We start from the raw sequence: 13,406 nt of genomic DNA on the forward strand, positions 1-13,406 counted from the left end.
GTATGCGCGGGATCCGGCGTCGCGCAGGGGAGCACCCGCCGAGATACGGCGTCACGCAGGGGGTCAGCCGCCGAGCTCCGGCGTCGTGAGGAGGGGTCAGCCACCGAGCTCCGGCAGCACCCGCTCGCAGAACAGCCTGAGGCTCTGCCACCCCTCCTCCACCGGCATCCCGCCCGCCAAGGGATGCAGTACGTAGTTGTCGTGGCCCAGTGCCACGCACTCCTGCGGCGTCACGATCCGGTAGACGCCCTCGGCGCGCAGCTCCGCCACCGTCATGGCCGCCGACTTCACCGCCGAGCGGATGCCGCCGGACTGCCAGGAGGCATACGTCCGGGCTTCGTGCAGGAAGTGGCGGCCGTGCTCCGCCCACGCCCGGTCGGGATCCTCGGCCACATGGAGCAGTGGCGTCTCGGCGGCCGGCATCATCGTCCAGCCCTCGGTGCCGTACTCGACGAGCCGCTCCTTGTAGTACGCCTCCAGCTCGGGCAGATGCGCGCTGGGGAAGAACGGCAGCCCGAGCCGGGCGGCCCGGCGGGCGGCGGCCTTCGAGGAGCCGCCGATCAGCAGGAGCGGGTGCGGATCGGTGCACGGGCGCGGAGTGACCCGTACGGTACGGCCCCGGTACTCGAAGGGCTCGCCGGTCCAGGCCTTCAGAAGCGTCTCCAGCAGTTCGTCCTGGAGCTTGCCGCGCCGCTTCCAGTCCACGTCGAAGAGCGCGTACTCCTCGGGCCGGTACCCGATGCCGGCGACCGTGACCAGCCGCCCGCCGCTCAGCAGATCCAGTACGGCGGTCTCCTCGGCCAGCCGCAGCGGGTCGTGCAGCGGGCCGATCACCGCCGAGACGGTGACCGCGATCCGCCGTGTCGCGCCGAAGACGGCGGCCGCGAGGGTGAACGGTGACGGCAGCCAGTTGTTGTCGGCGCCGTGGTGCTCCTCGGTCTGCACGGTGGTGATGCCGTGCTCGTCGGCGTACGCCGCCATCTGCACGGCTGCCTGGTAGCGGGCGGCGAGCGAGGCGGGGGTCGCGTCGGGCTCGACGAGGTTGAAGCGGACGACCGAGACGGGCATGGGGGTCCCCCTTCACCGGGCGGGTGTGAAGGGGGACCTTAGCTGACGGTGTGTCAGACATCCAGAGGGGTGTCGCCGCACTCCATGGCCGATACTGGACGGGTTATGGACATCCTCATCCTTGCTGTAGTCATCGCCGTGGTCGTGCTCGGCGCGCTCGCCGGGCTCGTCGTCGGCAGCCGGCGCAAGAAGCAGCTGCCCCCGCCGCCCCCCGCCGCGCCCGACATCACCGCCCCTCCGGCCGAGCCGCACGTCGGCGACGAGGCCGAGACGCCGCGCGACGAACCGCGCCGGACCATAGAGGAGGTGGACCTACCCGGCGGCGGGGCACCGACCGCCGTCGAGGAACCGCCCGTCGTCGAAGAGCTCCCGCCCGTCGAGATCGAGGTCCCGGAGCCCACCGCCGGCCGCCTGATCCGTCTGCGCGCCCGGCTCTCCCGCTCGCAGAACGCGCTCGGCAAGGGCCTCCTCACGCTCCTGTCGCGCGAGCACCTCGACGAGGACACCTGGGAGGAGATCGAGGACACCCTCCTCACCGCCGACGTCGGCGTACAGCCCACCCAGGAACTGGTCGAGGGCCTGCGCGAGCGCGTGAAGGTACTCGGCACCCGCACCCCCGAGGAACTGCGCGGCCTGCTGCGCGAGGAGCTCCTCAAGCTGGTCGGCACCGACATGGACCGCACGGTCAGGACCGAGCCGGAGACCAGCAAGCCCGGCATCGTGATGGTCGTCGGCGTCAACGGCACCGGCAAGACCACCACCACCGGCAAGCTCGCCCGCGTCCTCGTGGCTGACGGCCGCAGCGTGGTCCTGGGCGCCGCCGACACCTTCCGTGCCGCCGCCGCCGACCAGCTCCAGACCTGGGGCGAGCGCGTCGGCGCCTACACCGTGCGCGGCCCTGAGGGCGGCGACCCCGCCTCCGTGGCCTTCGACGCGGTGAAGGAGGGCAAGGAGATGGGCTCCGACGTCGTCCTCATCGACACCGCCGGGCGCCTGCACACCAAGACCGGCCTCATGGACGAGCTCGGCAAGGTCAAGCGGGTCGTGGAGAAGCACGCGCCGCTGGACGAGGTGCTGCTCGTCCTCGACGCCACCACCGGCCAGAACGGTCTGGTGCAGGCCCGCGTCTTCGCCGAGGTCGTCGAGATCACCGGCATCGTGCTCACCAAGCTGGACGGCACGGCCAAGGGCGGCATCGTCGTCGCGGTGCAGCGCGAGCTGGGCGTACCGGTGAAGCTGGTCGGGCTGGGGGAGGGCGCCGACGATCTGGCGCCGTTCGAGCCGGAGGCGTTCGTGGATGCGCTTATCGGGGAGTGACCACCCCGCCTGCGGGTTTTCGTATGCGGTCCGCTGGAGAAGCGCCCGCCTCCCGAGGTGCAGTCGGGAGACGGGCGCTTCGCTGTGTACGGCTGTGACGATCGCGCCCTGTGTTACGCCCGCGACCGATGCGCCACGTAAGCCAGCGTCCCCAGCAGCAGCCGGGCCGCCGGCGGCTTCGTCGCCGTGTCCAGCTCGGGCGGCCGCAGCCAGCGCACCGGTCCCAGTCCGCCCCGGTCGGAGGGCGGAGCCGTGATGTGGGTACCGGGGCCGAGGCCGCGCAGATCGAGGTGGGTCGGGTCGTCCCAGCCCATGCGGTAGAGGAGCTCGGGGAGTTCGGCGGCGGCACCGGGGGCGACGAAGAACTGGGCGCGGCCCTCGGGGGTGGCGGTGACCGGGCCGAGGGGGAGCCCCATGCGTTCGAGCCGGGTCAGCGCGCGGCGTCCGGCGGGTTCGGCCACCTCGATCACGTCGAACGCGCGCCCGACGGGCAGCATCACCGCGGCGCCCGGGACCTCGGCCCAGGCCTTGCTCACCTCGTCCAGCGTGGCGCCGGCCGGGACCTCGGGCGCGAAGTCGAGGGGGTGTGCGCCGGGGGCGGCGCAGTCGGAGCGGCCGCAGGAGCAGGCGCCCGCCGCGGCCCGCGCGCCGGGCGCCACGTCCCAGCCCCACAGTCCGGTGAACTCGGCGACGGCGGTGCACTCCGAGGAGCGGCCGCGTCGACGCGAGCCGGATCGGATCTCCCGGATGCCGCCGATCGTGAAGCCCATGCCCCCTCCAACGGGTCCAGCGCGCCGGTGGTTACGGCGCGGATGCGGAACGTGACCCTGTGTGTTCTTCGACGGCCGGTTACCCCCTGGCCCCGCTCGGTCAACGTGGCGCTCGGAAGCACTCCGGGTGGTGGACTCGGCGACACGCGCCCCTGAGTGCTTCGCTCCGCCCGCTTCCGGCCGTCCTATGTCAAGTGAATCGCGAAGAGGCGTCCGCGAGTTCATTCGAAGGGGTGGCGAATGGTGGCGTTTCCGGGCTCGCCATGGCTGTGGGCGTGATCGTAGGATTACCGTGTGTGCACGGGCCCTTGGGGCACATGCACGTGTGGTTATGCCGGAGGCAACTCGGCTTTCCGTTCGAAGGGTGAGAACCGCCGGACGGGCGACCGTATTTACCGGCATTCTGATAGGGCTTGGCGCACTCGGTGACAAGTGGTCCAAGGGATGGGGGCGTTCCAGTGAGCGGCAACAGCGGAAGCGGTACGAGCGCCGGTGGCGCATCGCACGCTGACAAGCGCCCGAACGAGCTGCTCACGTCCTGGTTCGTGCGCAGCGGCTGGTCGAAGGGCGAGCTCGCCCGCCAAGTGAACCGCCGCGCCCGCCAGTTGGGCGCCAACCACATCTCGACCGATACCTCCCGCGTACGCCGCTGGCTGGACGGCGAGAACCCGCGCGAGCCGATCCCGCGGATCCTGTCCGAGCTGTTCTCCGAGCGGTTCGGCTGCGTGGTCTCCGTCGAGGACCTCGGCCTGCGCGCCGCCCGCCAGTCACCCTCCGTGTCCGGCGTCGACCTGCCCTGGACGGCCCCGCAGACGGTGGCCCTGCTCAGCGAGTTCTCGCGCAGCGACCTGATGCTGGCGCGGCGCGGCTTCCTCGGGAGCTCGCTGGCCCTGTCCGCGGGCCCGGCCCTCATCGAACCGATGCAGCGCTGGCTGGTCCCCGCGCCTCCCGCCCCGCACCAGGAGTCCCGGCCCGTCCCGTCCTCACGCGCGCGTGGCCGGCTGTCCAAGCCCGAGCTGGACCTGCTGGAGTCGACCACCGTGATGTTCCGGCAGTGGGACGCCCAGTGCGGCGGCGGCCTGCGCCGCAAGGCGGTCGTGGGCCAGCTGCACGAGGTGACCGACCTGCTCCAGGAGCCCCAGCCCGAGGCCACCACCAGGAAACTGTTCAAGGTCGCCGCCGAGCTGGCCGAGCTGGCCGGCTGGATGTCGTACGACGTCGGGCTCCAGCCCACCGCGCAGAAGTACTTCGTCCTCGCCCTGCACGCCGCCAAGGAGGCGGGGGACCGGCCGCTCGGCTCGTACATCCTCTCCAGCATGAGCCGTCAGATGATCCACCTCGGCCGGCCCGACGACGCCCTGGAGCTGATCCACCTCGCGCAGTACGGCAGCCGGGACTGCGCGAGCCCGCGCACCCAGTCGATGCTGTATGCGATGGAGGCCCGCGCGTACGCCAACATGGGCCAGCCCGGCAAGTGCAAGCGGGCGGTCCGGATGGCCGAGGACACCTTCGCCGAGGCCGACGAGTGGGACGAGCCGGATCCCGACTGGATCCGCTTCTTCTCCGAGGCCGAGCTGTACGGCGAGAACTCCCACTCCTACCGCGACCTCGCCTATGTCGCCGGCCGCAGCCCGACGTACGCCTCGCTGGCCGAGCCCCTGATGCGGCAGGCCGTGGACCTGTTCGCGAAGGACGGCGAGCACCAGCGGTCGTACGCCCTGAACCTCATCGGCATGGCCACGGTCCATCTGCTGCGGCGCGAGCCCGAGCAGAGCGCGGTCTACGCCGAGCAGGCCATGCAGATCGCCAAGAAGGTGCGCTCCGAACGCGTCAACACTCGTATTCGAAAGACGGTCGACACAGCCGTACGCGACTTCGGGGATCTCGCCGAGGTCGTGGACCTCACCGACAAGCTCGCGGTGGAGCTGCCGGAGACCGCCGAGGCGGTCTGACCCGCACGGGGAAATCCCGGAGAAACCGCAGAACCCCGGCCGCGGCCGGCCCTCCCGAACTGCCCGACTCGGCTCCCCCATGCCAGGTCATCGGAAGGCCGCCCGCGGCCGGTTCTCTTCCCTTCGATGAAGGTTGCGCCACGATAACGATCGTGCAGCCGAACATCTCGGAGTTCATCAACGCGTAACACGCAGGGCGCCTTCGTCACGGCCGCGAAACAACGAGGGGCTTCCACCGAAACGGCGCTGCGCCAATCTCGTGGCGCATAACCGGCCCACCCCTCAATCCGCTCATGGCTTCGCCCGCACGGGGCCGTACCCAATGACGAGGAGACGCCGATGGCACCAGCCATCACGATGGCGGCAGAAGTAGAACTGTCGCCCGCCAACACAGGCTTCATGCTCATCTGTTCCGCCCTGGTGATGCTCATGACCCCGGGCCTGGCCTTCTTCTACGGAGGCATGGTCCGCGTCAAGAGCACCCTGAACATGCTGATGATGAGCTTCATCAGCTTGGGGATAGTCACCATCCTGTGGGTGCTGTTCGGCTTCTCGCTCGCCTTCGGCAAGGACTCCGGCAGCCTCATCGGCTGGAACTCCGACTGGATCGGCCTCAGCAACGTCGACAAGGGCGAGCTGTGGAGCTCGGCGGGCACGACGTACAACATCCCGCTGCTGGTCTTCTTCGTCTTCCAGCTGATGTTCGCGATCATCACGCCCGCCCTGATCAGCGGCGCTCTCGCGGACCGCGTGAAGTTCTCGGCATGGGCGCTGTTCATCGCCCTGTGGGCCACGGTCGTGTACTTCCCGGTCGCCCACTGGGTCTGGGGTGACGGCGGTTGGGCCTTCGACATGGGTGTGATCGACTTCGCCGGTGGTACGGCGGTCCACATCAACGCCGGTGCCGCGGCGCTCGGTGTGATCCTCGTGATCGGCAAGCGTGTCGGCTTCAAGAAGGACCCGATGCGTCCGCACAGCCTCCCGCTGGTCATGCTCGGCGCCGGTCTGCTGTGGTTCGGCTGGTTCGGCTTCAACGCCGGTTCCTGGCTCGGCAACGACGACGGCGTCGGCTCGCTGATGTTCGTCAACACGCAGGTCGCCACCGCCGCCGCCATGCTGGCCTGGCTCGTCTACGAGAAGATCCGCCACGGCGCGTTCACCACGCTGGGCGCCGCCTCCGGTGCGGTCGCGGGTCTGGTCGCGATCACCCCGGCCGGTGGTTCGGTCACCCCGATGGGCGCGATCGCCGTCGGCGCCGTCGCCGGTGTCCTGTGCGCCATGGCCGTCGGTCTGAAGTACAAGTTCGGCTACGACGACTCGCTGGACGTCGTCGGTGTCCACCTGGTCGGCGGTGTCGTCGGCTCGATCCTGATCGGCTTCTTCGCCAGCGGCAAGGGCCAGTCCGAGGCCACGGGCGTCTTCTACGGCGACCACAGCTTCGACCAGCTGTGGAAGCAGCTCGCCGGTGTCGGCGGTGTCCTCGCCTACTCCCTGATCGTCTCCGCGATCCTCGCCTTCGTCCTCGACAAGACCATCGGCATGCGGGTCTCCGAGGACGAGGAGGTCGCCGGCATCGACCAGGCGGAGCACGCCGAGACCGCATACGACTTCAGCGGTGCCGGTGGCGGTGCCGCCAAGACCGCCGTCGCGGCCGCGACCGCCGCCACTGCAAGCAAGAAGGTGGACGCATGAAGCTCATCACCGCAGTCGTCAAGCCCCACCGGCTCGACGAGATCAAGGAAGCCCTCCAGGCCTTCGGGGTCCACGGCCTGACGGTCACCGAGGCGAGCGGTTACGGTCGTCAGCGGGGCCACACCGAGGTCTACCGCGGTGCCGAGTACACCGTGGACCTGGTCCCGAAGATCCGCATCGAGGTGCTGGCCGAGGACGACGACGCCGAGCAGCTGATCGACGTCATCGTCAAGGCCGCCCGCACCGGCAAGATCGGTGACGGCAAGGTCTGGTCCCTCCCGGTCGAGACGGCCGTACGGGTCCGGACCGGTGAGCGCGGCCCGGACGCGCTCTGAGGAACGCGCTCCGAGACGTACGCGTTCTGAGAGAAGAAGAAGGACAGGAGTCGCTGGGTGACGGGTACGGACGTTCGTAAGGATGCAGAGGACTCGGGACCCAGCGGCTACGCGGCGGCCCGGCTGCGCCTCCTCACCGAGGAGACGCGGTCCGGGCCGCCGCGCCGTGCCGCCCTCGCGGAACTGACGGACGACTGGCTGACCGGCCTGTTCGCCGCGGGTGTCAACGGACTGCGCGGGGTGTCGCTGGTCGCCGTCGGCGGGTACGGCCGCGGCGAGCTGTCCCCGCGCAGCGACCTGGACCTGCTCCTGCTGCACGACGGCAGCGACTCCGACGCGGTGGCCGCCCTGGCCGACCGCATCTGGTACCCGGTCTGGGACCTCGGCCTCGCCCTCGACCACTCCGTGCGTACGCCGGCCGAGGCCCGCAAGACGGCCGGTGAGGACCTCAAGGTCCAGCTGGGCCTCCTCGACGCCCGGCACATCGCGGGCGACCTCGGCCTGACGGCGGGACTGCGTACGGCGGTCCTGGCCGACTGGCGCAACCAGGCGCCCAAGCGCCTGCCCGAACTCCAGGAGCTGTCCGCCGAGCGCGCCGAGCGCCAGGGCGAGCTGCAGTACCTCCTGGAACCCGACCTGAAGGAAGCCCGCGGCGGTCTGCGGGACGCCACTATCCTGCGCGCCGTCGCCGCCTCCTGGCTGGCCGACGCCCCGCGCGAGGGCCTCGCCGACGCCCGGCGCCGGCTGCTCGACGTACGCGACGCGCTGCACCTCACCACCGGGCGCGCCACGGACCGGCTCGCGCTCCAGGAACAGGACCAGGTCGCCGCCGAGCTCGGTCTGCTCGACGCCGACACGCTGCTGCGGCAGGTGTACGAGGCGGCGCGGGTCATCTCGTATGCCAGCGATGTCACTTGGCGTGAAGTGGGGCGCGTGCTGCGATCGCGCGCTGTGCGGCCGCGGCTGCGCGCCATGCTGGGGGGCGGCAAGCCCACCGCGGAGAGGTCCCCGCTCGCTGAGGGCGTCGTCGAGCAGGACGGCGAGGTGGTGCTCGCCCGCGCCGCCCGACCCGAGCGCGACCCCGTGCTGCCTCTGCGCGCCGCGGCCGCCGCCGCGCAGGCCGGACTCCCGCTCTCCCTGCACGCCGTACGGCGCCTGGCGGCGACCGTACGCCCCCTGCCCACACCCTGGCCCGCCGAGGCGCGCGAGCAGCTGGTGACCCTGCTCGGCTCCGGGCGGCCCACCGTCGACGTCTGGGAGGCGCTGGAGGCCGAGGGCCTGATCACCGGCCTCCTGCCCGACTGGGAGCGGGTGCGCTGCCGTCCGCAGCGCAACGCCGTGCACATCTGGACCGTCGACCGGCATCTGATCGAGACGGCCGTCCGCGCCTCCGAGTTCACCCGCCGCGTCCACCGGCCCGACCTGCTCCTGGTCGCCGCGCTGCTGCACGACATCGGCAAGGGCTGGCCCGGCGACCACTCGGTGGCCGGCGAGATCATCGCCAAGGACGTGGCCACGCGCATCGGCTTCGACCGCGACGACGTGGCGGTGCTCTCCGCCCTCGTACGCCATCACCTGCTGCTCGTCGAGACGGCCACCCGGCGCGACCTGGAGGACCCGGCCACCGTGCGCTCGGTCGCCGAGGCGGTCGGCTCCCAGGGCACTCTGGAGCTGCTGCACGCCCTGACCGAGGCGGACGCCCTGGCCACCGGCCCGGCCGCTTGGTCGTCCTGGCGCGGCTCGCTCGTCGCCGACCTGGTGAAACGGGTCGCGGCCGTGCTCGCCGGGGACGACCTGGACGAGCCCGAGGCCGCCGCGCCCACCGCCGAGCAGGAACGGCTCGCCATCGAGGCGGTCGCGACCGGCAGCCCCGTGCTGTCGCTGCGCGCGCAGACCGAGCCGCCGGCGGAGGAACAGCCCTCCGGGAACCCGGAGCCGCTCGGCGTGGAACTCCTCATCGCCGTACCGGACCAGCCCGGCGTGCTGCCCGCGGTGGCCGGCGTCCTGGCGATGCACCGCCTGACCGTCCGCACCGCGGAACTGAGTGCCCTGGACCTGCCCGACGGCGTCGACGGCTCCGTCCTGCTGCTGAACTGGCGGGTCGCCGCCGAGTACGGCTCCCTGCCGCAGGCCGCCCGGCTCCGCGCCGACCTCGTGCGGGCCCTGGACGGCTCCCTGGACATCGCCGGCCGTCTCGCCGAGCGCGACGCCGCGTATCCGCGCCGCCGGGGCGTGGTGGCACCGCCGCCGAGGGTGTCGGTCCACCCGGCCGCCTCCCGGCTGGCCACGGTGATCGAGGTGCGGGCGCAGGACGCGCCGGGGCTGCTGTTCCGGATCGGCCGGGCGCTGGAGGACGCGAGCGTGCGCGTCCGCAGCGCGCATGTGTCCACGCTCGGCGCCAACGCCGTCGACGCCTTCTACGTCACCGGCCCCGAGGGGGCGCCGCTGCCCAGCGAGGAGGCGGCCTCCGTGGTGCGGAAGCTGGAAGAGACACTGCGCGGCTGAACCGGGGATCCCGGCAACTTGTCGCGCCGGGATACCCTGGAGGGCGATTCCCAGCTGCCACCGACCCCGAGGACCGCGAGCGCCGTGTTCGATACTCTCTCCGATCGCCTCTCAGCGACTTTCAAGAACCTGCGCGGCAAGGGACGGCTCTCCGAGGCGGACATCGACGCCACAGCGCGCGAGATCCGCATCGCACTCCTCGAAGCGGACGTGGCGCTGCCCGTCGTCCGGACGTTCATCAAGAACGTCAAGGAGCGCGCCCTCGGTGCCGAGGTCTCCAAGGCGCTGAACCCGGCCCAGCAGGTCCTGAAGATCGTCAACGACGAGCTCGTCACGATCCTCGGCGGCGAGACCCGCCGGCTGCGGTTCGCCAAGACGCCGCCGACCGTGATCATGCTGGCGGGTCTGCAGGGTGCCGGTAAGACCACCCTCGCGGGCAAGCTCGGCCGCTGGCTGAAGGAGCAGGGCCACTCGCCGCTGCTGGTCGCCGCCGACCTCCAGCGCCCGAACGCCGTCAACCAGCTCAGCGTCGTCGCCGAGCGCGCCGGTGTCGCGGTCTACGCGCCGGAGCCGGGCAACGGCGTCGGCGACCCGGTCAAGGTCGCCAAGGACTCCATCGAGCACGCGCGGACCAAGGTCCACGACATCGTGATCGTGGACACCGCCGGCCGCCTGGGCATCGACCAGGAGATGATGCAGCAGGCCGCGGACATCCGGGACGCGGTCTCCCCGGACGAGATCCTGTTCGTCGTCGACGCGATGATCGGTCAGGACGCCGTCAACACCGCGGAGGCCTTCCGCGACGGCGTCGGCTTCGACGGCGTGGTGCTCTCCAAGCTCGACGGTGACGCCCGCGGTGGTGCCGCCCTGTCGATCCGGCAGATCACCGGCAAGCCGATCATGTTCGCGTCGAACGGCGAGAAGCTCGACGACTTCGATGCCTTCCACCCGGACCGGATGGCCTCCCGCATCCTCGACATGGGTGACCTGCTCACCCTGATCGAGCAGGCGGAGAAGACGTTCAGCCAGGAAGAGGCCGAGAAGATGGCCTCCAAGCTGGCGTCCAAGAAGGGCCAGGACTTCACCCTGGACGACTTCCTGGCCCAGATGGAGCAGGTCAGGAAGATGGGCTCCATCTCGAAGCTCCTCGGGATGCTGCCCGGCATGGGCCAGATCAAGGACCAGATCAACAACCTCGACGAGCGGGACGTCGACCGCACCGCCGCCATCATCAAGTCGATGACGCCGGGTGAGCGCCAGGACCCGACGATCATCAACGGCTCGCGGCGCGCCCGTATCGCCCGCGGTTCCGGTGTCGAGGTCAGCGCGGTCAAGAACCTCGTCGAGCGGTTCTTCGAGGCCCGCAAGATGATGTCCCGCATGGCCCAGGGCGGCGGCATGCCCGGCATGCCGGGAATCCCGGGCATGGGCGGCGGCCCCGGCCGCAGCAAGAAGCAGCCGAAGAAGGCCAAGGGCAAGCAGCGCTCCGGGAACCCGATGAAGCGCAAGCAGCAGGAGCAGGAGGAGGCCGCCCGCCGGGCCGCCGCCGCTCAGAGCGGAGGCGCCTTCGGGCTGCCGGGCCAGCAGGCCGGTCAGGACTTCGAGCTGCCGGACGAGTTCAAGAAGTTCATGGGCTGAGTCCGTCTCGTATGTCGTCGAGGGCGTCCCTCTTCACGAGGGGCGCCCTCGGCGTTCTCCCCGTTCTCCACGAGGGGCCCCTGGCGGCGTTTGCCCACCCTCAGGGGGCCCTTTTTGCATGTGCCGAGGCCCGCTGTGTGTCGTAACGTCCAGATATGAGCAATGCCGCGCCACCACGCAAGGCCCCTGACCAGCCGTGGCGCACCGAGGGCACACCGGACGAGCCGCCCGGGCGGCCCGGTGGCCGACGAATACGCGGCCGATGGTGGGGCCTGCTGCTCACCGCCGTGGTCGTGTTCCTGCTCGCCTACGCGGGACTGACCTACCTCGACCAAGGCAACGAACCGACGATCTCCTACACCGAGTTCAGCAGGCAGGTCGACGCCGGCAACGTCTCCAAGATCTACTCCAAGGGCGATGCGATCCAGGGCGAGCTCAAGAGCGCCCGGGACGACCCCGAGGGCGACGGCGAGTACACCAGGTTCAAGACACAGCGCCCGGCCTTCGCGGATGACGACCTCTGGCAGAACCTGAGCAGCCACGGCGTCACGGTGACCGCGCAGCCGGTCGTGAAGGAGCGCGGGCTCCTGGCCAACCTGCTGATCTCCCTGGCGCCGATCGTGATCATCGTCGCGGTGTGGATCTTCATCGTCCGGCGGTTCGGCGCGGGCCGGGGCGGCGCGGGCGGCATGTTCGGGCGCAAGGCCCCGCCCAAGCCGGTCGAGCTGCTGCCGGGCAAGCACCGTACGACGTTCGCCGACGTGGCCGGCATCGACGAGGTCAAGGGCGAGCTGGACGACGTCGTCGACTTCCTGGAGCACCCCGACGCCTATCGCAGGATGGGCGCGAAGATGCCGCGCGGTGTGCTGCTCGCCGGGTCACCCGGCACCGGCAAGACGCTGCTGGCGCGCGCGGTGGCGGGCGAGGCGGGAGTGCCGTTCTTCTCCGCCTCCGCGTCCGAGTTCATCGAGATGATCGTCGGCGTAGGCGCCTCCCGGGTCCGGGAGCTGTTCGCCGAGGCCCGCAAGGTGGCGCCGTCGATCATCTTCATCGACGAGATCGACACCATCGGGCGGCTGCGCGGCGGCGGCGCGTCGGTGAGCGGTCACGACGAGCGCGAGCAGACACTGAACCAGATCCTCACCGAGATGGACGGCTTCTCCGGCTCGGAGGGCGTGATCGTCATCGCGGCGACGAACCGCGCCGACATCCTGGACCCGGCGCTGACCCGGCCCGGCCGCTTCGACCGGGTGGTCAACGTCTCCCCGCCGGACCGCGGCGGACGCGAGGCGATCCTGCGGATCCATACCCGTGAGATCCCGCTCGCCGAGGACGTGGACCTGACCCGGCTGGCCCGCACGACCCCGGGCATGACCGGTGCGGACCTGGCCAACCTCGCCAACGAGGCCGCCCTGCTCGCGGTCAAGCGGGGGCAGACACAGGTGACCGCCTCGAACCTGTCGGAAGCCCTGGAGAAGGTGCAGCTGGGCGCCGAGCGCACCCTGGTGATGCCCGAGGAGGACCGGCGGCGCACCGCCTACCACGAGAGCGGGCACGCCCTGCTCGGCATGCTGCAGCCGGGCGCCGACCCCGTACGCAAGATCACCATCGTGCCGCGCGGCCGGGCGCTCGGGGTGACGATGTCGACGCCCGAGGTGGAGCGGTACGCCCACTCGGAGGGGTACCTGCGCGGCCGCATCATCGGCGCCCTGGGCGGTATGGCGGCGGAGGAGGTGGTGTACGGGGTCGTCACCACGGGCGCCGAGAACGACCTGGAACAGGTCACCGCCATCGCGCGCGGGATGGTGGCCCGCTGGGGCATGAGCGAGCGCGTCGGCCGGCTCTCCGCCCTGCCGAGCGACGCCCAGCAGGCGTACGGGCTCTCGGCCGCCCCGCGAACCCTCGACGTGATCGACGCCGAGATGCGCCGGATCGTCGACGAGTGCTACGAGGAGGCCTGCCGCAAACTCCGCGACCACCGCGGCCGGCTGGACGCGCTCGCCCAGGCGCTGCTGGAGAACGAGACGCTGGAGGAGGCGGACGCGTACCGGATCGCCGGGATCACGCGGCTGACGAAGGACGCGGACGCCTGACGGAGCGGCACGTCCGGGGTGCCTCCGTCCGGGAAG

Annotated in this window: 9 protein-coding genes; 7 read left to right on the forward strand and 2 right to left on the reverse strand. The window is 71.1% G+C overall.

The features are described from left to right. Positions 1 to 96: 96 nt before the first annotated feature. Positions 97 to 1,068 carry an LLM class flavin-dependent oxidoreductase gene (locus tag AQI70_RS34690; protein ID WP_062156418.1) on the reverse strand — a complete coding sequence of 324 codons (972 nt, stop codon included), beginning with the start codon at positions 1,066 to 1,068 and terminating at the stop codon, positions 97 to 99. A 105-nt stretch (positions 1,069 to 1,173) separates the two neighbouring features. Here AQI70_RS34690 and ftsY point away from each other — a divergent pair, with 105 nt between their 5' ends. After that, on the forward strand, positions 1,174 to 2,385 hold the full coding sequence (gene ftsY, locus AQI70_RS34695) for a signal recognition particle-docking protein FtsY (RefSeq protein ID WP_062156419.1): 1,212 nt from the start codon (positions 1,174 to 1,176) through the stop codon (positions 2,383 to 2,385). A 113-nt stretch (positions 2,386 to 2,498) separates the two neighbouring features. Here ftsY and AQI70_RS34700 read toward each other — a convergent pair whose 3' ends face one another. Then, positions 2,499 to 3,155 carry a bifunctional DNA primase/polymerase gene (locus AQI70_RS34700; protein ID WP_062156420.1) on the reverse strand — a complete coding sequence of 219 codons (657 nt, stop codon included), beginning with the start codon at positions 3,153 to 3,155 and terminating at the stop codon, positions 2,499 to 2,501. Between the two features lie 458 nt (positions 3,156 to 3,613). On the opposite strand from AQI70_RS34700, the gene nsdA reads away from it, so the two are divergent. From nsdA to ftsH, 6 genes are all read left to right on the forward strand, one after another. Then, positions 3,614 to 5,107 carry a transcriptional repressor NsdA gene (nsdA, locus tag AQI70_RS34705; protein WP_062156421.1) on the forward strand — a complete coding sequence of 498 codons (1,494 nt, stop codon included), beginning with the start codon at positions 3,614 to 3,616 and terminating at the stop codon, positions 5,105 to 5,107. 339 nt (positions 5,108 to 5,446) lie between these two features. Then, positions 5,447 to 6,799 carry an ammonium transporter gene (locus AQI70_RS34710; protein ID WP_062156422.1) on the forward strand — a complete coding sequence of 451 codons (1,353 nt, stop codon included), beginning with the start codon at positions 5,447 to 5,449 and terminating at the stop codon, positions 6,797 to 6,799. Continuing rightward, entirely contained in the window at positions 6,796 to 7,134 is a 339-nt protein-coding gene (locus AQI70_RS34715) for a P-II family nitrogen regulator (protein WP_003997576.1), read from the forward strand. Before AQI70_RS34710 ends, AQI70_RS34715 begins: the two co-directional genes overlap by 4 nt. A gap of 57 nt (positions 7,135 to 7,191) precedes the next feature. Next, on the forward strand, positions 7,192 to 9,639 hold the full coding sequence (locus AQI70_RS34720; RefSeq protein WP_062156423.1) for a [protein-PII] uridylyltransferase: 2,448 nt from the start codon (positions 7,192 to 7,194) through the stop codon (positions 9,637 to 9,639). Positions 9,640 to 9,723: 84 nt separating this feature from the next. Continuing rightward, complete coding sequence (gene ffh / locus AQI70_RS34725; protein ID WP_062156424.1) at positions 9,724 to 11,277, forward strand: signal recognition particle protein; 1,554 nt, start codon at positions 9,724 to 9,726, stop codon at positions 11,275 to 11,277. A 155-nt stretch (positions 11,278 to 11,432) separates the two neighbouring features. After that, positions 11,433 to 13,370, forward strand: a complete 1,938-nt coding sequence (gene ftsH, locus AQI70_RS34730) for an ATP-dependent zinc metalloprotease FtsH (protein WP_079051603.1) — start codon at positions 11,433 to 11,435, stop codon at positions 13,368 to 13,370. Positions 13,371 to 13,406: the final 36 nt, after the last annotated feature.

It is taken from the genome of Streptomyces curacoi (assembly GCF_001513975.1).
GTDB classification, from domain to species: Bacteria; Actinomycetota; Actinomycetes; order Streptomycetales; family Streptomycetaceae; genus Streptomyces; species Streptomyces curacoi.